The organism is Streptomyces sp. NBC_00377 (assembly GCF_036075115.1).
Lineage (GTDB): Bacteria > Actinomycetota > Actinomycetes > Streptomycetales > Streptomycetaceae > Streptomyces.
In genome coordinates this window covers 8,490,208-8,512,703 of record NZ_CP107958.1, presented here as the reverse complement: position 1 = coordinate 8,512,703, position 22,496 = coordinate 8,490,208, and the positions used below count along the sequence as shown (strand labels likewise).

16 protein-coding genes and 2 pseudogenes are annotated in these 22,496 nt (G+C 74.1%); 12 read left to right on the top strand and 6 right to left on the bottom strand.

Annotated features, from left to right (window positions below):
* Positions 1-128: 128 nt before the first annotated feature.
* The 3 genes from OHS71_RS37835 to OHS71_RS37825 form a co-directional block, all read right to left on the bottom strand.
* Positions 129-2,027, bottom strand: a complete 1,899-nt coding sequence (locus tag OHS71_RS37835) for a sensor histidine kinase (RefSeq protein ID WP_328483834.1) — start codon at positions 2,025-2,027, stop codon at positions 129-131.
* Entirely contained in the window at positions 2,024-2,722 is a 699-nt protein-coding gene (locus OHS71_RS37830) for a response regulator transcription factor (protein ID WP_328483833.1), read from the bottom strand. The genes OHS71_RS37835 and OHS71_RS37830 overlap by 4 nt, the downstream gene beginning before the upstream one ends.
* 244 nt (positions 2,723-2,966) lie before the next feature.
* Entirely contained in the window at positions 2,967-4,382 is a 1,416-nt protein-coding gene (locus OHS71_RS37825; RefSeq protein WP_328483832.1) for a M1 family metallopeptidase, read from the bottom strand.
* Positions 4,383-4,535: 153 nt separating this feature from the next.
* Here OHS71_RS37825 and OHS71_RS37820 point away from each other — a divergent pair, with 153 nt between their 5' ends.
* Entirely contained in the window at positions 4,536-4,895 is a 360-nt protein-coding gene (locus OHS71_RS37820; RefSeq protein ID WP_328483831.1) for a DUF488 domain-containing protein, read from the top strand.
* A gap of 9 nt (positions 4,896-4,904) precedes the next feature.
* On the opposite strand, the gene OHS71_RS37815 is transcribed toward OHS71_RS37820, so the two are convergent.
* Complete coding sequence (locus OHS71_RS37815) at positions 4,905-6,578, bottom strand: FAD-binding dehydrogenase (protein ID WP_328483830.1); 1,674 nt, start codon at positions 6,576-6,578, stop codon at positions 4,905-4,907.
* Between the two features lie 28 nt (positions 6,579-6,606).
* Positions 6,607-7,266, bottom strand: coding sequence for a TetR/AcrR family transcriptional regulator (locus OHS71_RS37810; protein WP_328484773.1), 660 nt, complete (start codon positions 7,264-7,266; stop codon positions 6,607-6,609).
* Between the two features lie 157 nt (positions 7,267-7,423).
* On the opposite strand from OHS71_RS37810, the gene OHS71_RS37805 reads away from it, so the two are divergent.
* The 3 genes from OHS71_RS37805 to OHS71_RS37795 all read left to right on the top strand — a co-directional run bounded on the left by OHS71_RS37805 (position 7,424) and on the right by OHS71_RS37795 (position 10,186).
* The gene (locus OHS71_RS37805; RefSeq protein WP_328483829.1) at positions 7,424-8,053 is read left to right on the top strand and encodes an alpha-ketoglutarate-dependent dioxygenase AlkB; all 630 of its coding nucleotides are present in this window, start codon (positions 7,424-7,426) and stop codon (positions 8,051-8,053) included.
* 138 nt (positions 8,054-8,191) lie between these two features.
* Positions 8,192-8,941 (top strand): MBL fold metallo-hydrolase, encoded by a 750-nt coding sequence (locus OHS71_RS37800; protein ID WP_328483828.1) that lies wholly within the window; start codon positions 8,192-8,194, stop codon positions 8,939-8,941.
* A gap of 9 nt (positions 8,942-8,950) precedes the next feature.
* Positions 8,951-10,186, top strand: coding sequence for a DUF4032 domain-containing protein (locus OHS71_RS37795; RefSeq protein WP_328483827.1), 1,236 nt, complete (start codon positions 8,951-8,953; stop codon positions 10,184-10,186).
* Between the two features lies 1 nt (position 10,187).
* Here the strand turns inward: OHS71_RS37795 and OHS71_RS37790 are convergent, their stop codons facing one another.
* A complete protein-coding gene (locus tag OHS71_RS37790) occupies positions 10,188-11,060 on the bottom strand; it encodes a universal stress protein (RefSeq protein ID WP_328483826.1) in 873 nt (290 codons plus the stop codon).
* A 61-nt stretch (positions 11,061-11,121) separates the two neighbouring features.
* On the opposite strand from OHS71_RS37790, the gene OHS71_RS37785 reads away from it, so the two are divergent.
* The 8 genes and pseudogenes from OHS71_RS37785 to OHS71_RS37750 all read left to right on the top strand — a co-directional run.
* Positions 11,122-11,478: a VOC family protein gene (locus tag OHS71_RS37785; protein ID WP_328483825.1), complete on the top strand. Its 357-nt coding sequence runs from the start codon at positions 11,122-11,124 to the stop codon at positions 11,476-11,478.
* Positions 11,479-11,622: 144 nt separating this feature from the next.
* The gene (locus OHS71_RS37780) at positions 11,623-13,299 is read left to right on the top strand and encodes an FAD-dependent oxidoreductase (protein ID WP_328483824.1); all 1,677 of its coding nucleotides are present in this window, start codon (positions 11,623-11,625) and stop codon (positions 13,297-13,299) included.
* Positions 13,296-14,771 (top strand): ATP-binding protein, encoded by a 1,476-nt coding sequence (locus OHS71_RS37775; RefSeq protein WP_328483823.1) that lies wholly within the window; start codon positions 13,296-13,298, stop codon positions 14,769-14,771. Before OHS71_RS37780 ends, OHS71_RS37775 begins: the two co-directional genes overlap by 4 nt.
* Positions 14,768-15,121, top strand: coding sequence for a UBP-type zinc finger domain-containing protein (locus OHS71_RS37770; protein ID WP_328483822.1), 354 nt, complete (start codon positions 14,768-14,770; stop codon positions 15,119-15,121). Before OHS71_RS37775 ends, OHS71_RS37770 begins: the two co-directional genes overlap by 4 nt.
* 270 nt (positions 15,122-15,391) lie before the next feature.
* Entirely contained in the window at positions 15,392-18,385 is a 2,994-nt protein-coding gene (locus OHS71_RS37765; protein ID WP_328483821.1) for a helix-turn-helix transcriptional regulator, read from the top strand.
* 299 nt (positions 18,386-18,684) lie between these two features.
* Positions 18,685-19,704, top strand: a pseudogene (locus tag OHS71_RS37760) (tetratricopeptide repeat protein); the annotation flags it as partial.
* A gap of 461 nt (positions 19,705-20,165) precedes the next feature.
* Complete coding sequence (locus tag OHS71_RS37755) at positions 20,166-21,230, top strand: polyprenyl synthetase family protein (protein WP_443047129.1); 1,065 nt, start codon at positions 20,166-20,168, stop codon at positions 21,228-21,230.
* A gap of 129 nt (positions 21,231-21,359) precedes the next feature.
* A pseudogene (locus OHS71_RS37750) lies at positions 21,360-22,316 on the top strand (threonine/serine dehydratase); the annotation flags it as partial.
* Between the last annotated feature and the right edge of the window lie 180 nt (positions 22,317-22,496).

Genomic DNA, 22,496 nt, shown 5'->3' with positions numbered 1-22,496 from the left:
CGGCCGGCTCCGCCGGGGGTACGAAGTACCCGCGCGGACGGGACGGAATCAATGCCCTCAGCCCGGCCCTCCCCAGCGGGCCTCCCTCCCTCCCGGCCGTCCGGCTCCGGGTTCCCGGCGGTGTCCCCTCAGCCGTCCTCGGGCGCCGCCGCGGAGGGCAGCCGCAAGGTGAAGACACTGCCCGCGCCCGGGGTGCTCGCGGCCCGGGCGGTGCCACCGTGGGCGGCCGTCAGCTGGCGGACGATGGGCAGACCCAGGCCGCTGCCGCCGGTGCGGCGGCTGCGTGACTTCTCCGCCCGCCAGAACCGCTCGAAGACGTGCGGCAGGTCCTCGGCGGCGATCCCCGCACCGGTGTCGGCGACCTCCAGGACGACCCCTTCGCCGTCACCCCTGGCGCTCAGGGTGACCGTCCCGTCGGGCGGGGTGTGACGAACGGCGTTGGTGACGAGATTGCCGAGCGCCTGCCGCAGCCGCAACGGGTCGGCGTCCAGCCAGGGGGAACCCTCGGTCTCGCTGCGCAGGCGCACGCCCGCCGTGTCGGCCGCGACGCGGTGGGCGGCGGTCACCTGGGCGAGCAGGTCGTCGGCGGCCACCGGTTCCCGGTGCAGACGCAGGGTGCCGGCGTCGGCGGCCGCGAGGTCGCGCAGGTCGTCGATGACGCGCTGGAGGACCAGCGCCTCCTCGTGCAGGGCGCCGAGCAGTTCGGTGTCCGGTTCCACGAGGCCGTCGCGGGTGACCTCCAGCCAGCCGCGGATGTTGGTGAGCGGGCTGCGCAGTTCGTGGGCCACGTCGCTGACGAGGGCCTTGCGCTGCGCCTCCAGACGTTCCCGGCGTTCGGCCAGGTCGTTGAAGGCCTCCGCGAGGATCCCGGTCTCGTCGCGGGTCGTGACGGGCACCCGCGCGTGCTGGTCCGGCGGCTGCCCCGCGGCCTCGGTCAGGGCGCGCAGGGGCCTCACGAGACGGGTGGCGACGACGGCGGTGACCGCCACGGTGACGGCCAGCACCAGACCGGCCGCGCCGACGACCTTCGCCTTGTTGGCCGGGGACATGACCCAGCGGGGCGCGGCGCCGCTGTCCCCGACACCGAGGAACAGTTCGGCAAGTGGGGCGACGTACGGGTCGAGCTGGGCGCGGCGCGCGGTCTCCAGGCAGGTCTGGGCGGCGCGCACGACACCCTTGGTGTCCTGCATCTTGCCGCCCGCCGCCTTGACGACCGCGAGCGCCAGGTCCGGCTTGCGGTCGGTCGTGCCGGCGAAGTCGGTTCCGAACAGCAGGGGCACGCCGGGGTCCAGGCCCGCGCGGGTCAGACAGCCGCCGGCCCCGGCCTGGAGCGCGGTCAGCGCTTTCTCCTCCGTGGCCACGGGCACGTCGAACCGCTCGTCCGCGCACTCCTCGGCCACGTACCCGGAGGTGGTGGCGGTGCCGTCCGTCGCGGTGACCACCGGGCGGCCGTTCGGGGCATGGGTGACGAGCGTGTCGACGCCGTAGCGGGAGAAGCAGCGTTGCCGGGCGGCGGCCGCGGTGTCGAGTTTCGCGCGTTCGGACGGGGTGAGCCGGTAGGGGCCCACGACGCGCGGGTCGGTGCCGCTCAGCTGGGCGCCGGGCTCGCTGTAGGTGTCGGTGCGCAGCGGGTCGACGGCGGCGGCGGCGATCGGGGGCAGGGAGGTGCCGGCCGGCGCGGAGTCGGCCAGGGGGGTGCGGTCGGCGGTGGTCAGGGCGATGCGCCGGCCGGTGCGGGCGGACAGGTCGCGGACCACGGCCCGCACGCCCGTCCAGTCCGGGTGGGTGGCCGCGTAGCCGCTGAGCTGCGCGAGGATGTCCATGTCGCCGGCGAGGGCCTGGCCCTGTTCCTCCCGCAGCGCGCGGGTGGTGGTGGTGACGGCGAGCCATGCGGTGGCGGCCACCGAGCAGACGGCGATCAGGACGGACGCGATCAGCAGCCGGACCAGCAGGCGCTTGCGCAGCGGTATGCGGGTGCGGGCGGGGCGGGGGGCGTCGCCCGCACCCGCAGTGCGGGGGCGCTTCACGCGGGGCCGCCGCTGAGTTTGTAGCCGACGCCGAACACCGTGAGCAGCCGTACGGGTCTGCGGGGGTCGGCCTCGATCTTGCGGCGCAGGTTCATGATGTGCACGTCGACGGCCCGTTCGGTCGAGGAACGGTCGAACCCGCGGGTACACCGGAGCAACTGCCTCCGGGAGAAGACCCGTTCGGGTTCGGCGGCCATCGCCAGCAGGATCTGGAACTCGGCGGGCGTGCATTCCACCGGCCGGCCGGCGCAGCGCACCTCGTGCCGCTCGGGGTCGACGGCGAGCCCCGCGGCCCGTACGACGGGGTCGTCCCGCCGGTCGTCCCCGGCCCGCCCGCTGCGCCGCAGGACGGTGCGGATGCGGGCCATCAGCTCCCGCGGGCTGTAGGGCTTGGTCATGTAGTCGTCGGCGCCCAGTTCCAGGCCGAGCAGCACGTCGTCCTCGGCCGCGCGGGCGGTCAGCATCAGCACCGGGACGTCGTCGTCCCGGCGCAGCACCCGGCACACCCCGAAGCCGTCGATGACCGGCAGCATGAGGTCGAGGACGACGAGGTCGGGCCGGCTGCGCCGCACCGCGTCCAGCGCGGCCGCGCCGTCGTGCACGACGGTGGCGGTGTGGCCCTCGGCGAGCAGCGAGCGGCGGATGAGTTCAGCCTGCATCGTGTCGTCCTCGGCGACCAGGACATGAGCGCACACGCGACGACTCCGTTCTCTCGGCGGGACGGGCGGACAGGACCGTGCGGGACGGCCCCGGGCCGGCAGCGGGGCGCCCGGCTGCGGCGAGGCCGACGGCAGGGGCTCCGGGGAGGCCGCTGCCCGCCGCGTCCCGCGAGCGCGCGGGACGCGGCGGGCGGCGCGGCCCGGGCCGGGGTGTGATCGTCGTTCGACCTTCGCCGACAGGTGTGTGGAACTCGTCAGGTTCCGGGCCCCGTTCGGGGTGCTACGGCGTGCCGGGCTTGCCCCGGCCGTACAGCCAGGTCCGCAGCAGCGCGCCGAGGTCCGCGCCGGACTCCCGCTCGGCGAGCCGTTCGAACTGCGCGGTGGTGCCGTGGCCGTGGCGGTGGGCTGCGGCCCAGGCGCGCAGGATGCGGAAGAAGGCACGGTCCCCGACGGTCGTGCGCAGGACGTGCAGCGTCATGGCGCCGCGGGCGTAGACGGGGGTGCCGAAGATGTTCGCGCCGCTGCCGGGGTCGCCGGGCGGGAACGCCCACAGACCGTCGGTGGCCGGGCGGGCGTAGAGGGCGTCGAAGGTCCGCTGGGCGGTGTCACCGCCGTGCTGCTCGGCGTAGAGCCACTCGGCGTAGGTGGCGAAGCCCTCGTTGAGCCAGATGTCCTTCCAGGAGGTGAGGGAGACGGAGTCGCCGAACCACTGGTGGGCGTTCTCGTGGACGAGGGTGCTCAGGGACGGCGCCCGGTCGTACACGGGCCGCGACTGGGTCTCCAGGGCGTAGCCGACGTCCGGGGCGTGGTCGACGATGGAGCCGGCGGCGCGGAACGGATAGGGCCCGAACAGCCCGCTCTCCCACTTCAGCACGGACGGCAGCTGCTTCAGGACGGGGGCGGCGGCCGCGGCCTCGCGGGGGTCGACGGCGTCGTACACCTTGAGGCCGTCGCGCGTCGTGTACTGCTGGACCTTGAACTTCCCGATGGTCGCGGTGGCGAGGTAGGCGGCCATGGGTTCGCTCTGCCGCCAGTGGAAGGTGGTCCTGCCGTGGGCGGTGCGCTGCCCGAGCAGGACGCCGTTGGCGACGGCGGCGCGGCCCTCGGGGACGGTGATCGTGAAGTCGTAGCCGGACTTGTCGAGGGGATGGTTGTCGGCCGGGAACCAGGTCATGGCGCCCTGGGGTTCGCCGGCGACGAAGGCCCCGTCGTCGGTGGGGATCCAGCCGTCGGGGGAGCCGTCGGGGTCGGTGACCGGGCCGGGCGTGCCGTTGTAGGTGACCGTGACCTGGAACCGTTCGCCCTTGCGCAGGGCGCGCTTCGGGGTGACGACGAGTTCCTGGCCGTTGCGGCGGTGCTCCGCCTTGACGTGGTCGACGGTCAGGCCGGTGATCTTCAGCCCCTGGAGGTCGAGGTCGAAGCGGGTCAGCCGCTGGGTGGCGCGGGCGGTCAGGACCGCCTTGCCGTCGAGGTGGCGGGTGGCGGGGTCGTAGCGGAGCGTCAGGTCGTAGTGGGCCACGTGGTAGCCGCCGTTGCCGGCCGACGGGAAGTAGGGATCGCCGACGCCGGCGGAGCCGGTCGGTCCGGCCGCGGTGGCGGGCCCGGCCGCCGTGAGCAGCGCCGCCAGGGCGACCGGGACGGTGGCGGCTACGGCTTCGCGGCGCGGGAGGGTGGTGCGTCTGCGGGGGTGTCTCACGTGCGCTCCTGGGGGGGTGGCGGGTGGTCAGACATGCCCAGACTAGGGACTGCGCGTACCCGTTCACTTCTCGTTCGGGTCACATCCGGCGGTGCCGACGGGTGTCCGGGCCTACGCTCGGACGGAACCCGCCGACTCGAGGACGGTCCGCCCATGAGTGTCCGTGTGCGTCGCGTGTACGACCCGCCGGAGCCCGACGACGGTGTGCGGGTCCTGGTCGACCGGCTGTGGCCGCGCGGTGTGTCCAAGGAGGCGGCGCGGGTGGACGAGTGGCCCAAGGGCCTCACCCCGTCCGCCGGCCTGCGCCGCTGGTACCACGCGGGCGAGGGGTCGTACGAGGAGTTCGCGCATCGCTACGAGGCGGAGCTGGCAGCCCCGGAGGCCGCCGAACTCCTCGACCACGTACGTGAGTTGACGCACGAGGGGCCGGTGACGCTGCTGACCTCGGCGAAATCCCCCGAGCAGAGCCACACGGCGGTGCTGGTCCGCCTGCTGGAGGCGGACCGGCACTGACGCCTCTGGTCAGCCCGTCTGCTTCGCCGCGGCTCGTCCCGCCGCGCGTCCGGAGAAGAGGCAGCCGCCGAGGAAGGTGCCTTCCAGGGCGTTGTAGCCGTGGACCCCTCCCCCGCCGAAGCCGGCCACCTCACCGGCCGCGTACAGCCCCTCGACCGGCTGCCCGTCGGCGCCCAGGGCGCGCGAGTCGAGGTCGGTCTGGATGCCGCCCAGGGTCTTGCGGGTGAGGACGTGCAGCTTGACGGCGATGAGCGGGCCGGCCTCCGGGTCCAGGACGCGGTGCGGGGTGGCGACGCGCCCGAGCCGGTCGCCGATGTAGCGGCGGGCGTTGCGGATGCCCTGGACCTGGGCGTCCTTGCTGTAGGCGTTGGCCATCTGGAGGTCGCGGGCCTGGATCTGGCGGCGCAGGGTGTCCACGTCGAGCAGCGCCTTCCCGGTCAGCCCGTTCATCTTCTCGACGAGACCGTCCAGGGTGTCGGCGATCACGAAGTCGGCGCCGCGGTCGAGGAACGCCTGGACGGGGGCCGGGGCGCCCTTGCCGAGCAGCCGGTCGCGCAGGACCGCCTTGCGGTCCTTGGCGGTGATGTCGGGGTTCTGCTCGGAGCCGGAGAGCGCGAACTCCTTCTCGACGATCTTGCGGGTGAGGATGAACCAGGAGTGGTCGTGCTCGGCGATGTCCGGCGTCGTCCGCAGGTGCCTGAGCGTGCCGAGGGTGTCGTAGCCCGGCAGGCAGGGGTCGGGCAGCCGGCGGCCGAGGGCGTCGAACCACAGGGAGGACGGGCCGGGCAGGATGCGGATGCCGTGGCCGGGCCAGATCGGGTCCCAGTTCCGGATGCCCTCGGTGTAGTGCCACATGCGGTCGCGGTTGACCAGCCGGACACCCGCCCCGGCGCTGATGTCGAGCATGCGGCCGTCGACGTAGGCGGGGACACCGGTGACCATCTCGCGGGGAGGCGTGCCCAGCCGCTCGGGCCAGTAGCGCCGCACGATGTCGTGGTCGGCGCCGATGCCGCCGCTGGTGACGACCACGGCCCGGGCGGTCAGTTCGAAGTCGCCGATGCGGTCGCGGTTGGAGGCGACGCCGCGCGCGGAGCCGTCGGGGGCGAGGACCGTGCCGCGTACACCGCGGGCGGCGCCGTCGTCGAGGACCAGCTCGTCCACCCGGTGGCGGTGGTAGAAGGTCAGCAGCCCGTCCTTCGCGGCCTGCTTGGCGTAGCGGGCGAAGGGGTCGACGACGCCCGTGCCGGTACCCCAGGCGACGTGGAAGCGGGGCACGGAGTTGCCGTGTCCGTCGGCGCGCAGGTCGCCGCGCTCCGCCCAGCCGACGGTCGGCACGAACGAGATCCCGTGTCCGGCGAGCCAGGTGCGCTTCTCCCCCGCCGCGAACTCGACGTAGGCGCGCGCCCAGCGCACCGCCCAGGAGTCCTCGTCGTCGGTGCGGTCGAACTGAGCGCTCCCCTGCCAGTCGCTCCAGGCGAGGTCGAAGGAGTCCTTGATGCCGAGGCGGCGCTGCTCGGGGGAGTCGACGAGGAACAGCCCGCCGAAGGACCAGAACGCCTGGCCGCCCAGGTTGGCGGCGTTCTCCTGGTCGACCAGGGCGACCCGCCGGCCCCTGCTGGTGAGTTCGTGCGCCGCGACCAGACCCGCGAGGCCCGCTCCGACGACGATGACGTCCGCGTCCATGGCGTCCGCTGCCTTTCTCCTGAAGTGGTCATTGCGGGGTGCCGCTGCCGTCGGTCAGCAGCGCGGTGAGCAGTTGTTTGAGCCAGACACGGGCACCCTCGACGTCCTTGTCCAGCAGCAGTTGGGTGGTGACCCCGTCGTAGGCGGCGACGACGGCGTGCGCCGCGCTGTCGGCCTCGCCGAGCACGGCAGGCAGTGCGGCGAGCCCGCGGGCGCGGGCGAGCCGGTCGGCGACGGCCCGCCGCAGCCGCGCGCGGTGCGCCAGCAGCGTCTGGGCGACGTCCGGGGCGCGCGCGGCGTGCACCAGGAAGTCCGTCTTCACCAGGAGCCAGTCGAGGTCGAGGAGGAGGACCTCGGTGACCCGGTCGACCGCCGCGGGCACGTCGAGGTCGGGTCCGTCGAGGGCGAGGGCTCCGGCCACCTGTTCGGCGATCAGGTCGGCCCGTTGCCGGTAGAGGGCGAAGAACAGCTCGTCCAGGCTGTCGAAGTTGGAGTAGAAGGCGCCCCTGCTGTAGCCGGCCGCCTCGCAGACCTCCTCGATCGAGACGCGTCCGAAGCCCTTGGCGGCGAACACCTCGAAGGCGGCGTCGAGCAGCTTCGCGCGGGTGCGGACCCGGCGTCTGGTGACGCGCCCGGCCGTCCGCCCGCTCTCCTCGGCCGGCTGCTCCGGCCGCCGGCCCTGCTCCATCGCCACTCTCGGACCTCCGTTCGATACGGGAATGTATCCGATACATCGCTGTATCGAAAGCTTTCGCGAACCGGACCGCAGCGCCCCCGCGACCGCCCCACGCCACCGGCGAGGAAGTCGATGGAACATATTTTCGATTAAGGCGTAGGCTGGAGCCATGACCGCGCACCACCTCCAGGGCTCCCTCTTCGACCAGACCGACGAGCTGCACCTCGGCTCCCTCGGCGGGATCCGCCGGACCCCGCTCGACGCAGGCGCCTGGATCGACGTCCTCCCGGGCTGGCTCACCGGATCGGACGCCCTGTTCGAGCAGCTGGCGACCGAGGTGCCCTGGCGCGCGGAGCGCCGGAAGATGTACGACAGCCTCGTCGACGTACCACGCCTGCTGGCGTTCTACGGAGCGGGCGAGGAACTGCCCCACCCGGTGCTCGCGCAGGCCCGGCGGGCGCTGTCCGCGCACTACGCTGGAGAACTGGGCGAGCCCTTCGTCACCGCCGGCCTGTGCCACTACCGCGACGGCCGGGACAGCGTCGCCTGGCACGGCGACCGGATCGGGCGCGGCGCCAGGGAGAACACCATGGTCGCGATCCTCTCCGTGGGCTCCCCGCGCGACCTGCTGCTGCGCCCGGTGCGGGGCGGCGAGACGGTCCGGCGGCCACTGGGGCACGGCGACCTGATCGTGATGGGCGGCTCCTGCCAGCGGACCTGGGAGCACTGCGTCCCCAAGTCCACCCGCGCCGCCGGGCCGCGCATCAGCATCCAGTTCCGCCCGCACGGGGTGCGGTGAGACGGAGCCGCCTCCGGCGCCGGAGGACGTACGGAGCCCCGCCGTCCGCATCCGCCCACCGATCTGCTTTGCTGTCCCCCGTCGAGCACGAACCTCGGGCACAGACCTCGAGCACCATCTCCGGGACACGGGACGGCCATGCGGGCAGACGTACGGCAAGTGGCGGACGGCATCCACCTGGTGCACGGCAGCAACACCAACTGGGTCATCCTCACCGAGGGGGACGCCGTCACCCTCATCGACACCGGCTACCCGGGAGACCGGCAGCTGGTCCTGGACTCCCTGGCGTCCGTGGGCAGTTCCCCGGAGGCGGTCACGGCCGTACTGATCACCCACGCCCACAACGACCACCTGGGCTCCGCGGAGCACCTCCGCTCGGTGTACGGCACCCCGGTGTATCTGCACGAGGCCGAAGTGCCGCACGCCCGCCGGGAGTTCCTCCAGCAGGTGACCGTGGGCGAGGTGCTGAGGAACGCCTGGCGGCCCGGTGTGCTGCCCTGGACGGTGCACGCCCTGCGCTCCGGCGGCACCGAGCAGCACCCGGTCACCGCGCCCGAGGCGTTCCCCGGCGCCGGCGGCCCCCTCGACCTGCCCGGGCGGCCCGTCCCGGTGCACACCCCCGGCCACACCGGCGGCCACGCCGTCTTCCACCTTCCGTGGGCGGGCGTCGTCGTCTCCGGCGACGCCCTGGTCAGCGGCCACCCGACCTCGCGCCTCAGGGGGCCGCAGCTGCTGCCGGACATGTTCCACCACGAGCGCGCCCGCGCGGTGACCTCGCTGGACGTGATCGAAGGGCTGTCGGGCGAGCTGCTGCTGCCGGGGCACGGCCCGCTCCACCGGGGGTCCGTGAAGGCGGCGGCCCAGCAGGCCCGCGAACGCGCCGTCTAAGGTCAGGCCATGGCTTTGCAGATCAGCGCCACCAACCCGGAGCATCCGGCAGTCCTGCTGGAACTGCCCTGGCACCTGCCTCTGGAGGAGTGGCCCGAGGAGGTCCTCGTCCCGCTGCCCCGCGGCATCTCCCGCCACGTGGTGCGCTACGCCCGGGCCGGCGACGAGGTGATCGCCGTCAAGGAGCTCGCCGAACGCCCCGCGCTGCGCGAGTACGAGCTGCTGCGCGACCTGGACCGGCTCGGCATCCCCGCCGTCGACCCGCTGGCCGTGGTCACCGGCCGCGCCGACGACGGCGGCGCCCCGCTGGAGCCGGTGCTGATCACCCGGCATCTGGGCGGCTCGATGCCGTACCGCTCGATGTTCGAGACGACGATGCGCCCGGCGACCATGCACCGGCTCATGGACGCCCTCGCAGTCCTGCTGGTGCGCCTGCACCTGGCCGGGTTCGCCTGGGGCGACTGCTCGCTGTCCAACACGCTGTTCCGACGGGACGCCGGGGCCTACGCCGCCTATCTCGTCGACGCCGAGACCGGCGACCTGCACCCCCGGCTGAGCACCGGCCAGCGCGATTACGACCTCGACCTCGCCCGCGTCAACATCAGCGGCGAACTGCTCGACCTGGAGGCGTCCGGGGCGCTGCACCCGTCGGTGGACCCGATCGAGTTCGGCAGGGAGATCTGCGCCCGCTACGAGGCGCTGTGGCAGGAGCTGACCCGCACCTCGGTCTACCCGGCGGGCAAGTACCAGTACATCGAGCGCCGGATCCGGCGGCTCAACGACCTCGGTTTCGACGTCGCCGAGATGCAGATCGAGCACTCCTCCAACGGCGACACGGTCACCTTCGTGCCGAAGGTCGTCGACGCCGGTCACCACCAGCGCCAGCTGCTGCGACTGACCGGCCTGGACACCGAGGAGAACCAGGCCCGGCGGCTGCTGAACGACCTCGAGAGCTGGATGGCCACCCAGGACGACTACGCCCCGGGCGACCCCCTCGCGGCGCGCCCGGAGGTGCTGGCGCACCGCTGGGTCCGGGACGTCTTCCGGCCCACCGTGCGCGCGGTCCCGCTCGAGCTGCGCGGTCAGATGGACGCGGCGGAGATCTACCACGAGCTCCTGGAGCACCGCTGGTACCTCTCGGAGCACGCGCAGCACGACATCGGGCTCGGCACGGCCGTCGAGGACTACATCAGCAAGATCCTGCCCAGGGCCAGGGAGACCCTGGAGCCGACGATCCCGGAGTGAGTCAGTCCTGGGGCACGACGGCGACCGGGCAGTCCGCGTGGTGCAGGACGCCGTACGCCACCGAACCGATCCGGGCGCCCACGGCCGTGCGGTGGGCGCGCCGGCCGACCACCATCAGCTGCGCCCGCCCGGCGACCGACAGCAGCACCTGCCCCGCGCTGCCCATCTCGACGTGCTCCACCACCGGCACGTCGGGGAACCGCTCCCGCCACGGCTCAAGGGCCTCGGCCAGCGCCTTCTTCTCGTAGGGCTCCAGACCGCCCGCGTCGTCGAGGAGCTTGAGCGAGCCGGGGCTGTAGGCGAAGACCGGCGGGAGCGTCCAGGCCCGTACCGCGCGGATGCCCGCGCCCCGGGCGGCCGCCGTCTCGAACGCGAAGCGCAGCGCGGCGGCGCTGTCCTCGGGATCACCCTGCTGTCCGACGACGATCTCATGACCGGCCACCTCGGACGAGGGCCGGTCGCCGGCCCGCACCAGCACGACCGGGCGGGCGGCCTCGGCGATCACCTGCTGACCGACCGAGCCCAGCAGGAACCCGACGACCGGGCCGTGCCCGCGCGAGCCGAGCACCAGCAGTTCCGCGTCCGCGGCGGCGGCGACCAGCGTCTCGACCGGGCCGCCCTCCCGCACGTCGGTGGTGACGGTCAGCCCCGGGTGCCGCTCGGCGACCGCCGCGACGGCGCCGCGCGCGGAGTCCCGCACCCAGCGCTCCTGCGCGTCCCGCTCGGCCACGTCGGCCGCGGCGTCCGGCTGGAACCGCCAGGCGTGCACCACCCGCAGTTCCAGGTCGCGCCGGACGGCCTCGCGGGCCGCCCAGGCGAGCCCCGCGAGGCTCTCGTCCGTCCCGTCGACCCCTGCCGTGATCGGCCCCGTCATCCGGCCGCCTCCTCGTGTCGTGATCACATCCGTCGGGCCCAGTCTTCACTACGCTTCGGTCATGGCATTGGAGTGGGAGCAGGTGGTCGTCGACTCGGCCGACCCGGTGGCACTGGGGCGCTGGTGGGCGGCCGCCCTGGGCTGGGTCGTGATCAACGACACGTCGGACGAGTACGAGATCCGACCGGAGAGGGACCGGCTGCCCGGTCTGATCTTCGTCCCGGTGCCGGAGGTGAAGACGGTCAAGAACCGGCTCCACCTGGACTTCCGCCCCGAAGACCAGCACGCCGAGGTGGCCCGCCTGCTGTCCCTTGGCGCCCGCCGCACCGACGTCGGGCAGGGCGAGCAGGCGTGGGTGACGCTGGCCGACCCCGAGGGCAACGAGTTCTGTGTGCTGGGAGCGCGGCGGTCGCCTTGACCGCGCGCGCCCGGCCCTGTACCCGGAGCGCATGCTCGGCCGGTATCCCGGAGCGGACGCGGGCGATCGAACATACGATGGGCGGAGCCGGCGCGGGCTTCGCCGTGCCGCCGTGAGCGACAACCCTCTCGGGGTGGGAGACGTATGGCACAGGCCGCCGATTCGGCGCGGACCGTCATCCTGACCGTGGACGACGACCCGGGGGTATCCCGTGCCGTCGCCCGTGACCTGCGGCGCCGGTACGGCGGTGCGTACCGGATCGTGCGCGCCGAGTCCGGGGAGTCCGCGCTGGAGGCGCTGCGCGAACTGAAGCTCCGCGGCGACCTGGTGGCCGTCATCCTCGCCGACTACCGGATGCCGCAGATGAACGGCATCGAGTTCCTCGAACAGGCCCTGGACGTGTATCCGGGCGCCCGGCGGGTGCTGCTGACCGCGTACGCCGACACGAGCGCGGCGATCGACGCGATCAACGTCGTCGACCTCGACCACTACCTGCTGAAGCCCTGGGACCCGCCGGAGGAGAAGCTCTACCCCGTCCTGGACGACCTGTTGGACGCCTGGCGCGCCAGCGACTACCGACCCGTGCCCGCCACGAAGGTCGTCGGGCACCGCTGGTCGGCCCGGTCCTCGGAGGTGCGGGAGTTCCTGGCCCGCAACCAGGTGCCCTACCGCTGGTACTCCGCCGACGACCCGGAGGGACAGCGGCTGCTGGCCGCGGCCGGGGCCGACGGCCAGCGGCTGCCGCTGGTGGTCACCGCCGAGGGCACGCCCCTCGTCGAACCGGACGCGCCCGCACTCGCCGCCCACGTGGGCCTGGCGACGACACCGACCGCCGACTTCTACGACCTCGTGGTGATCGGCGGCGGACCGGCCGGGCTCGGCGCGGCGGTCTACGGGGCCTCCGAGGGGCTGCGGACGGTGCTCGTGGAACGGTCGGCCACCGGCGGACAGGCCGGGCAGAGCTCCCGCATCGAGAACTACCTCGGCTTCCCGGACGGCGTGTCCGGAGCCCAGCTCACCGACCGGGCGCGGCGCCAGGCCACCAAGTTCGGCGCCGAGATCCTCACCGCGCGCGAGGTGAGCGGGCTCGAGGTCAACGGCTCCGCGCGCGTCGTGCGGTTCTCGGACGGCTCGGCGGTGGCCGCGCACAGCGTGATCCTCGCGACGGGCGTGTCGTACCGGCAGCTGGCGGCGCCCGGCTGCGAGGACCTGACCGGCTGCGGGGTGTTCTACGGCTCGGCGCTCACCGAGGCGGCCTCCTGCCAGGGGCACGACGTGTACATCGTGGGCGGCGCCAACTCGGCCGGCCAGGCGGCCATGTACCTGGCGAGGGGCGCCAAGTCCGTCACCCTGCTCGTGCGCGGGGAGTCGCTGGCGGCGTCGATGTCGCACTACCTGATCCAGCAGATCGAGGAGTCGTCGAACATCTCCGTGCGCGCCCGCACGGTGGTCGAGTCGGCGCACGGCGACGGTCACCTGGAACAGCTGACACTGCGGGACGTGACGACCGGACAGACCGAACTCGTGGACGCGCAGTGGCTGTTCGTGTTCATCGGCGCGGCCCCGCTGACCGGCTGGCTGGACGGCACGGTGCTGCGCGACGACCGCGGGTTCATCCTCGCCGGGCCCGACCTCACACCGGACGGACGGCCGCCCGCGGACTGGGAGCTGGACCGGCCGCCGTACCACCTGGAGACCAGCATTCCCGGCGTGTTCGTGGCGGGCGACGCGCGCGCCGAGTCAGCGAAGCGCGTCGCGTCCGCAGTAGGAGAGGGAGCCATGGCCGTGATGCTCGTCCACCGTTACCTGGAGCAGTCATGAGCGGGCAGCTGGTGCCGTGCAGCCCGACCGAGATCAGCTCGCTGTTCCTCTTCGAGAAGCTCACCCCCGAGCAGCTCGGACGGCTGTGCGGCGAGGGGCGGGTGGAGAGGTTCGAGCCCGGTCCGGTGTACACCGAGGGCGATCCGGCGACCTGCTTCTACGTGATGATCGAGGGCTCGGTCGTGTTGTACCGCCGGGTCGGCGGGGACGACGTCGAGGTGAGCCGCACCTCCCAGCGCGGGGTGTACGCGGGGGCCATGCAGGCCTACCTGGGCGACCAGGTGCCGCAGGTCTACAACAACTCGATGCGGGTGACCGAACCGACGCGGTTCTTCGTACTGCCCGCGCAGTCGTTCTCGGACGTCATGCGCGAGTGGTTCCCGATGGCGGTCCACCTGCTGGAGGGACTCTTCTTCGGCTCGAAGAACACCCAGCGGGCGGTCGGCCAGCGCGAACGGCTGCTGGCCCTGGGCTCGTTGTCGGCGGGTCTCACCCACGAGCTCAACAACCCGGCCGCGGCGGCGGTGCGGGCCACCGCGACGCTGCGGGAGCGGGTGGCGAAGATGCGGCACAAGCTCGCCGTCATCGCGTCCGGCGCGTACGACCCGGAGGCGCTGACCCGGCTGATCGAGATCCAGGAGCGGACGGCCGAACTGGTCGCCAAGGCACCGGCTCTGAGCCCGCTGGAGGCCTCCGACCGGGAGGACACGCTCAGCGACTGGCTCGACGACCACGGCGTCCAGGAGGGCTGGCGCATCGCGCCGACCTTTGTGCAGGCCGGACTGGACGTGGACTGGCTGGAACAGATCGCGGACGCCGTCGACGAGGACATCCTGCCGAGCGCGATGGGATGGCTCAACTACACCGTCGAGACCGAGCTGCTGATGGACGAGATCGGCGACTCCACCAACCGCATCTCCCATCTCGTCGACGCGGCCAAGCAGTACTCGCAGCTCGACCGCGCCCCCTACCGGGTCGTCGACGTGCACGAACTCCTCGACAGCACCCTGCTGATGCTGTCGGGCAAGATCGGGCAGCGCATCGAGGTCGTCAAGGACTACGACCGCGGGCTCCCGCAGATCCCGGCCTACCCGGCGGAGCTCAACCAGGTGTGGACGAACCTCGTCGACAACGCCGTCTTCGCCGTCAACAGCGCGGGCGGGGAGGGTACGTTGACCGTGCGGACGGCGCGCGAGGGCGACCGGCTGCTGGTGGAGTTCCGCGATACGGGACCCGGAATCCCGCCGGACGTCCGGGGCCGTATCTTCGACCCGTTCTTCACCACCAAGCCGGTGGGCGAGGGCACCGGGCTCGGCCTGGACATCTCCTGGCGGATCGTGGTCAACAAGCACCACGGCAGCCTCCAGGTGGAGTCGGTGCCGGGCGACACCCGCTTCCAGGTGCTGCTGCCGCTGACCGCCTCCGAACCCGACAGTGCCCAGGACCCCGAAACCGCCGAGGAGCCCGTATGACCGACGTAGACGCCATCGACCCGAGCGTCCCGCCCAGCGGCGCCGGCTGTGTCGACTGCGACGCGTCCGGGGGCTGGTGGTTCCATCTGCGGCGCTGCGCGAACTGCGGCCATGTCGGCTGCTGCGACTCCTCCCCCTCCCAGCACGCCACCGCGCACTACAAGGCGACCGGACATCCCGTGGTGCGCAGCTTCGAGCCGGGCGAGGAGTGGTTCTGGGACTACTCGAGCGACGAGTTGTACGAGTCCGGGCCCGAGCTCGCCCCGCCGGCCCATCACCCCGCCGACCAGCCCGTGCCGGGGCCGGCCGGGCGGGTGCCGGAGGACTGGACGCGGTCCCTGCACGACTGACCCGCACGGGCCCGTCGCACCGCTCGACGGCGAGGCCGGGACCGCACCCTCCTGACGGCACGGTCGGGACCGCAGGCGCGGCCCGCCGGTGGCGACGGCACGGTCGGGACCGCACGTGCCGGACCGCAGGCGCGGCCCGCACGGTGGCGACGGCAGGTGCGCACCTCCTCGATGGCGACGGCACGGAGACGGCATCGGTGCGGTCGTCACGGCAGGGCTCCGTTCCTGGTCGCGGGCCGCGTTGTCGGTGGCGCGTGCCAGGATGGAGCCGTGTCGCAGACCGTGTTCGCCACTCCGTTCGTCGGCCGGGAAGAGGAGCTCGCCCGGCTCTCCGGCGTGCTGGAGCGCGCCCGGGGCGGTGAGGCTCGCGCGGTGCTGATCGCCGGGGACGCCGGCGTCGGCAAGACCCGGGTCCTGGACGAGATCGCCGCGCGGGCCGCCCGTTCCGGCACGACCGTGCTCACCGGGCACTGCGTCGACCTCGGTGACGTGGGCCTGCCGTATCTGCCGTTCACCGAGATCCTGGGCCTGCTCGCCGCCGACGAGCGGTTCGCCGCCGTCCTCACCGCGCACCCCCTGGTCGACCGGCTGCTGGGCGCGGGCCCGGAGGCCGGGCGGGAGGACGGGGATCCCGCCGCGCGTTCCGGCAACGGGGAAGGGCGGCTGCGGCTGTTCGAGGGGATGGCGGCGCTGCTCGCCGACCTGTCGGACGTCACCCCGCTGCTCGTCGTCCTGGAGGACCTGCACTGGGCCGACCAGTCCTCCCGGGACCTGCTGCGCTTCCTGCTCAGCCGGGGCTTCCTGCAACGGCCCGCCGGCAACGGCCCCGGTCACCGACTGACCGTGCTGGCCTCGTACCGGGCGGACGACCTGCACCGCCGCCACCCGCTGCGCCCCCTGCTGGCGGAGCTGGTGCGGCTGCCGGCCGTGGACCGGCTGGAGCTGCGGCCGCTGGCGGACGCCGAGGTGGTCCGCCTGCTGCGCGCCCTGGAGGACCGACCGCTGCCGGACGCCACGGTGCGCCGGATCGTGGAACGCGCGGAGGGCAACGCCTTCTACGCCGAGGAGTTGCTGGCGGCCACGGACACGGAGGCCGGCGGGGTGCCCAGCGGGCTGGCCGACCTGCTGCTCATCCGCGTGGAGCAACTGACCGACACCGCCCAGCAGGTGCTGCGGACCGCCGCCGTCGCCGGTCGGCGCGTGGCCCACGACCTGCTGCGGGACGCGGTGGGACTGCCCGAGGACGAGCTGGAGTCCGCGCTGCGGGAGGCCGTCGGCCATCAGCTCCTGGTCGCGGGCGCCGACGGCGCGTACGCCTTCCGGCACGCCCTGGCCCGCGAGGCGGTGTACGCCGATCTCCTGCCCGGTGAACGCGTCCGGCTGCACGGCGCGTTCGCCGCGCTCCTGGCCGCCCGGGGCCACCACGCGGAGACCGCCGCGGAACGCGCCCACCACTACCGCGCCGGCCATGACCTGGGCGAGGCCCTCGCCGCCTCGCTGGAGGCGGCCGACCACGCCCGGCGCGTCGGTGCGCCCGCCGAGGAACTGCGCCACCTGGAAGCCGTGCTCGACCTGTGGGAGGCGGTCCCCGCGCCGGCCCGTGAGCCGGGTGGGAGGACCGACCGGGTCACGCTGATGCTGCGTGCCTCGGCGGCGGCCGCACACGCCGGGGACGCGCACCGCGCGGTCTCCCTGACCCGGGCCGCGCTCGCGGGCGTCGGCCAGGACACCGACTCCGAACTCGCCGCCCGCGTGCGGTACACGCTCGCCGGCACCCTCATGGGCGTCGACAGTCTGACGGCCGCGTTCGCCTACAGCAGCGAGGCGTTGGCGATGATCCCCGCCGAGCCGCCCTCGCCGACCTGGGTGTGGGCCGCCGCCACGCATGTCCTGGCGGCGCGTCAGGTCGGTGATCCCGACAGCGCCCTGCGCGTCGCACGCCGGGCGCTGAGCGCCGCCGAGCACCTCGGTCTGACGGACGCGCGCGCCGACCTCCTGGTCTCGCTGGCCAACCTGGAGGGCGGCGGCCGCGGCTCCGCCGAGGGCCGCGCGCGCCTGAAGGAAGCACGCGAACTGGCCCGGCGCGGGGGCAACGCGCCGGTGGAGATGCGGGCCCTGTTCACCCTGGCCATCGGCGCCTACGAGGCCGGGGATCTGGAGGAGAGTCTGCCCTGGCTGGAGGAGGGCCTGGACCGTGCCCGCCGGGCCGGACTGCTGTCCTCGCCGTATCCGCTGGAGATGCGGTACCTGCAACTGCTGGTGCTCTACACGCTGGGCCGCTGGGACGAGTGTCTGCGGACGGCGACGACCGATCTGGCGGTACTGCCGGCGTCGGGCGGCTACGCGGTGGGTCCGGCCCTGTACGTGGGCCTCGCGCGGGGCGAGAAGGACGTCGTCGGGCGGGCCCGGACCCTGCTCGAGGGCCGCTTCGACTGGATGGCGACGCTCGTGGCGGGCATCGTGCTGACCGACGCGGCGGTCCTGAGCGGTGACGCCGGGGCGGCGGTCGCGCGGCTGCGTTCCTCGGTCGAGGCCCTCACGGACGACGTGGGGACGCCCCCGGACGTCACGGTCCGGCTCACCGCGCTCGCCCTCACGGCGGTCGCCGACGCGGCCGCGGGGGCACGGCACGTCGGTGACGGGGCGGCGGCCGACCGCTGGTCGGCCGTCGCGACCGAACTGCTCGAACCGGCGCGGGCGGTGGCCCTGCGGGGCGCCACCGGAGCGCCGCAGGGGCCCGAAGGGCGGGCCTGGCTGGCCCGTGCGGAGGCCGAGTGGGCGTGGGCCACCACCGGGCCGGACCCGGAGGCCTGGGAGAGGACCGTGGCGGCGTTCGGCTACGGCGACTCCTATGAGCTCGCCCGCTGCCGGCTGCGGTACGCGCACGCCCTGCTGGCGGCCGACCGGCGCGAGGAAGCGGGCGCCGAGGCCCGCGCCGCCCGGGAGACGGCCGTGCGGCTGGGCGCCACACCCCTGCTGGAGCGCGCGGACGCCCTGATCCGGCGTGGGCGCCTCGCGGAAGCGCCGTCCGCCGCCCGCACCGGTTCGGCCGGTCTGACGGCCCGGGAACAGGACGTCCTGCGTCTGCTCGCGCTCGGCCGCAGCAACCGGCAGATCGGCGAGGAGCTGTTCATCAGCGGCAAGACGGCGAGCGTCCACGTCTCCCACATCCTCGCCAAGCTCGGTGCGTCCGGCCGCACCGAGGCCGTGGCCATCGCCCACCGCGACCGTCTCCTCCCCCGGGAGACCGACACCCCCGGGTGACCCGCACAGCCCGACCCGGCCTTGACGCCCCCACGTACTCCACCACGCCCCCGCCGACCCGAGCGCGACCGGCTCCTCCACCCGGAGACGGCACCCCGGGTGACCCGCGCGTCCCCGGCCGAACCGGCTGCGGCCACCTCGCCGGGCCCGGCGTGGTCCTCTCGGCCTTCGTGGTGATCTGAGCCTCACAGGCAACCCCCTTCGGCGTGCCCGCGTCTTGACCGGGAGTACAGCACTATACGCACCGCGTATACACAGCGTGCATATGTGGATACCCGGTGATCGACCGAAGGGAACCGATGTACGGCAAGGCATTCGCCCCGGAGTACCAGGGCGCTCTCACCACCCTGTCCGTGAACTCCTCGCTGGACGACGTACTGGCCGTCGGCACCGAGCGGTTGAGGGCGGCCGAGCAGGCCGGGCAGCACGGCGAGGCGGCCCGCTCGGGCCTCGCCGTCGCCGAGGCGCACCGGCGGCTCGGGCAGGTGCGGGAGGCCGGCCTGGCGTGGAAGGCGAGCTACCGGGCGGCCCGGGACGCCGGTGACGTCGCCGCGATGGCCTGGGCCCTGTGGAGCGGCGGCACCCTGGCCCGGCAGCGGGGCTCCTTCCCGCTGGCCCGGCGGCTGCTCCGGCTCGCGGCCGACCTCGGCAAGCGGAGCGGTGACGTCGTCGTGCGCGGTTACTCGCTGGCCGGGCTCGCGGAGACCGGGCGCATCCAGGGCGACTACGAGGCCGTGGGCGAACTGCACGAACAGCTGCTGGCGGAGGCCCGCCGGCGCGGCGAGGCCAGGCACACGGTGTGGGCCCTGGAAGGCATCGCGCAGATGCACCGCAACTCCGGGGACCACGACAGGGCCTACGCCCTCTTCGACGAGGCTGCCCGGATCGCCGCGGCCGCCGAGGACCGGCGCGGTCACGCCTGGGCGCTGCGCGGGCTGGCCGACATCGTCTCCGTGCGGGACGGGGACACCGAACGCGCCCTCGGACTGCTGGCGGAGGCCGAGGAGTCCTGCCGCGCGATGAACCTGTCCGGCGCCCTGGCCTACAACCACAAGATGCGCGGCAACGTCCTGTACCGCGCAGGGCGTCACGCCGAGGCCCGAAACCTGTACGAGCAGGCGCTCGGCGAGTTCCGCGCCATGGGCGAGCCCCGCGGCGAGGCGCTGTCCCGGCTCGGTCTGGCCAAGTCGCTGGCCCGCCTGGGCCGCGACCCCGAGGAGACTGCGGCGGAACTGGGCGAGCTGGCGCGGGACCTGGAGCGCATCGGGCTGAGGCACGCACGGGAGATGGTCGCCCGGGCGCAGCGGGAACTCGGGCTCGACCCGGCCCCGTCGGCACCGCCCGCGGCGGCATCGACCGCGGCGGCATCGACCGCGGCACCAGCGGCTCCCCCAGCAACGGTCACGTCAGGAGCGGGCCCCTCGGCAACGACCCCGTCGGAGCCGGTCCCGTCGGCACCGGTCCCGTCGGCACCTGCGGCGGCAGCGGCTCCCCCAGCAACGACCCCGTCAGGAGCGGGCCCCTCCGCAACGACCCCGTCAGAGCCGGTCCCGTCGGCACCGGTCCCGTCGGCACCTGCGGCGGCAGCGGCTCCCCCAGCAACGACCCCGTCAGGAGCGGGCCCCTCGGCAACGACCCCGTCGGAGCCGGTCCCGTCGGCACCGGCGGCGACAGCGGCTCCCTCGGCAGCGGCAGCGGCAGCGGCGCCCGCGTCGATACCGCCTGCGTCGGCGACGGCGAGGACCACGACCGCGTCCGCAGCGCGCACGACGGCCGCCCGGTGACGGCTCTCGGTGCGCCGGTGCGGGACGCCGCCGCGACGGACCCGCACGTGCCGCACGCGCCCCGGATCCTCGCCCGCTGCCGGGCGCTGACCGGCCCCGCGCTCAGGGAGGCCGTCGGGCGGACGCACCCGTGGGTGGGCGAGATGGCCGGCTACTCCTTCGGCTGGTGCGGGGTGGGCGGCGTGCCCGCGGCGGGCTCAGCGGGCAAGGGCCTGCGGCAGGCGCTCGCGGTCCTCGGCGCCGAGGCGGCCGGCGCGCCCGCAGGGGCCGGGGTGCCCGCGGCGGTTTCGGTGGAGCTGGTGCACGCCTTCTCCCTGCTCCACGACGACATCATGGACGGCGATCCGACCCGTCGCGGGCGTGCCACGGTGTGGAAGGCGTACGGCACGGGCCCGGCGGTCCTCGCGGGGGACGCCCTGTTCGCCCTGGCGGTGGAGACCCTCGCGCTCCAGCCGCCCCCGGCCGGCTCCGACGCCGTGCGCCTGCTGTCCGTGGCTCTCGGCGACCTCGTCCGCGGGCAGGCCGACGATCTGCTGTTCGCGGGGCGGCCCTGGTCGGGACCGGACCGGGTGCGGCCGGACGCCTACCGGGCGATGGCCGAGGGCAAGACAGGTGCGCTGCTGGGCTGTGCGGCCGCGCTGGGGGCCGTCCTGGGCGGCGGGTCGCCGGCCGCGGCGGCCGCCCTGGACCGGGCGGGGCGGCATCTGGGGGTCGCGTTCCAGGTGGTCGACGACGTGCTGGGCATCTGGGGCGACCCCTCGGTCACCGGCAAGCCCGTCCACGGCGATCTGCGCGAGGGGAAGAAGACCTTCCCCGTCCTGGCCGCGCTGGACTCGCCCACTCCCGCCGCGCGCCGGCTGGCGGCGCTGCTGGAGCACGACGGAGCCCCGGACGAGGCGGCTGCGCTGGCCGAGGCGGCCGGGGGCCGGGCCGCCGCGCTCGCCGAGGCGGCCCGGCAGGTCGCCGCCGCCGAGTCGGCGCTGGCGGAGGCGCCGCTGGCCGCAGGCGCGGTCCGCGACCTGCGCTGCCTGGCCGACTTCGCGATGCGCCGGAACCTCTGACGCTGCCGCCGTGATCGCGAAGGCGGCTTGACCGGCGCGACGGCGCCGGGTGAGGGTGCCGGGAGAACGACAGACCGAGGCGCGGGCCGCCCGCCTCCGCCGCGCCGAAGGGTGACTGCCTTGACCGACTTGATCGGCATCCCGGACATCGAAGCCGCGGCCGAGCGGATCGCCGGACACGTCGTCCGGACACCCACGGTGCCCAGCCCGGGCCTGTCGGCGCTGCTCGGTGTTCCCGTGACGGCGAAGCTGGAACTCCTCCAGCGCACCGGCTCGTTCAAGGTGCGCGGGGCGACGGCGAAGCTGCTGTCGCTGAGCGAGTCCGAGCGGGCGGCCGGGGTCGTGGCGGTGAGCGGCGGGAACCACGGGATCGCGCTCGCGGTGATGGCTGCCGCGCTCGACGTGAAGGCCACGGTCGTGATGCCGCGGTCGGCGCCCGCCCGTAGTGTCGGGCTCGCGGAGGCGGCCGGCGCATCGGTGCGGCTGACCGACACGATGGAGGATGCGTTCGCGCTGGCGGAGCATGTGCGGGACGGGGGCTCGACCCTGGTGCACCCCTTCGACGATCCGCTGGTCGTCGCCGGGCAGGGCACGGTCGGCCTGGAGTTCGCCGCCGACGCCGGTGAGTTGACCGACGTACTGGTCAGCATCGGGGGCGGCGGCCTGATCGCCGGCGTCGCCGCGGCCCTGCGCGCACGCCGTCCGCAGGTGCGGGTCTGGGGTGTGGAGACCGAGGGCGCGCAGGCCATGTCACAGGCGCTGGCGGCCGGCGGGCCGGTGCCGGTGGCCCTGTCGTCGATGGTCTCCACCCTCAGCGCGCCCAGCGTCTCGCGGTTGACGTACGACCATGTCCGCGCCCTGGTCACCGAGGTGCTCGTGGTCCCCGACCGGGAGGCGGTGCGGGGCTGTCTCGACCTGGCCGAGCACGCCAAGGTGTGGACCGAACCGGCGGCCGGCTGTCTGCTGCCCGCGGCCAGGCAGGTCGTGGAGCGGGTCGGGGACGGCGCGCGGCTGGGACTGGTGGTCTGCGGAGGCAACGCGACCCCCGCGGACATGATGGCGTGGACCGAACGGTTCGGGCTGCGCCGGGGCGACTCCGCCGGGACGGGAAAAAGCGCGGGGAACGCCCGCGAGCAGGAATGCAGTACGGCCCGGAAGACCGTTCCCGGGATCCTCGAGTGAGTTCCGGCCGTGCCGTTTACCGCTGGTTACACCGCCGGACGGCCCCTGGGACGAGTCGCGTCAATTCCTTTTTCTCGCACATAC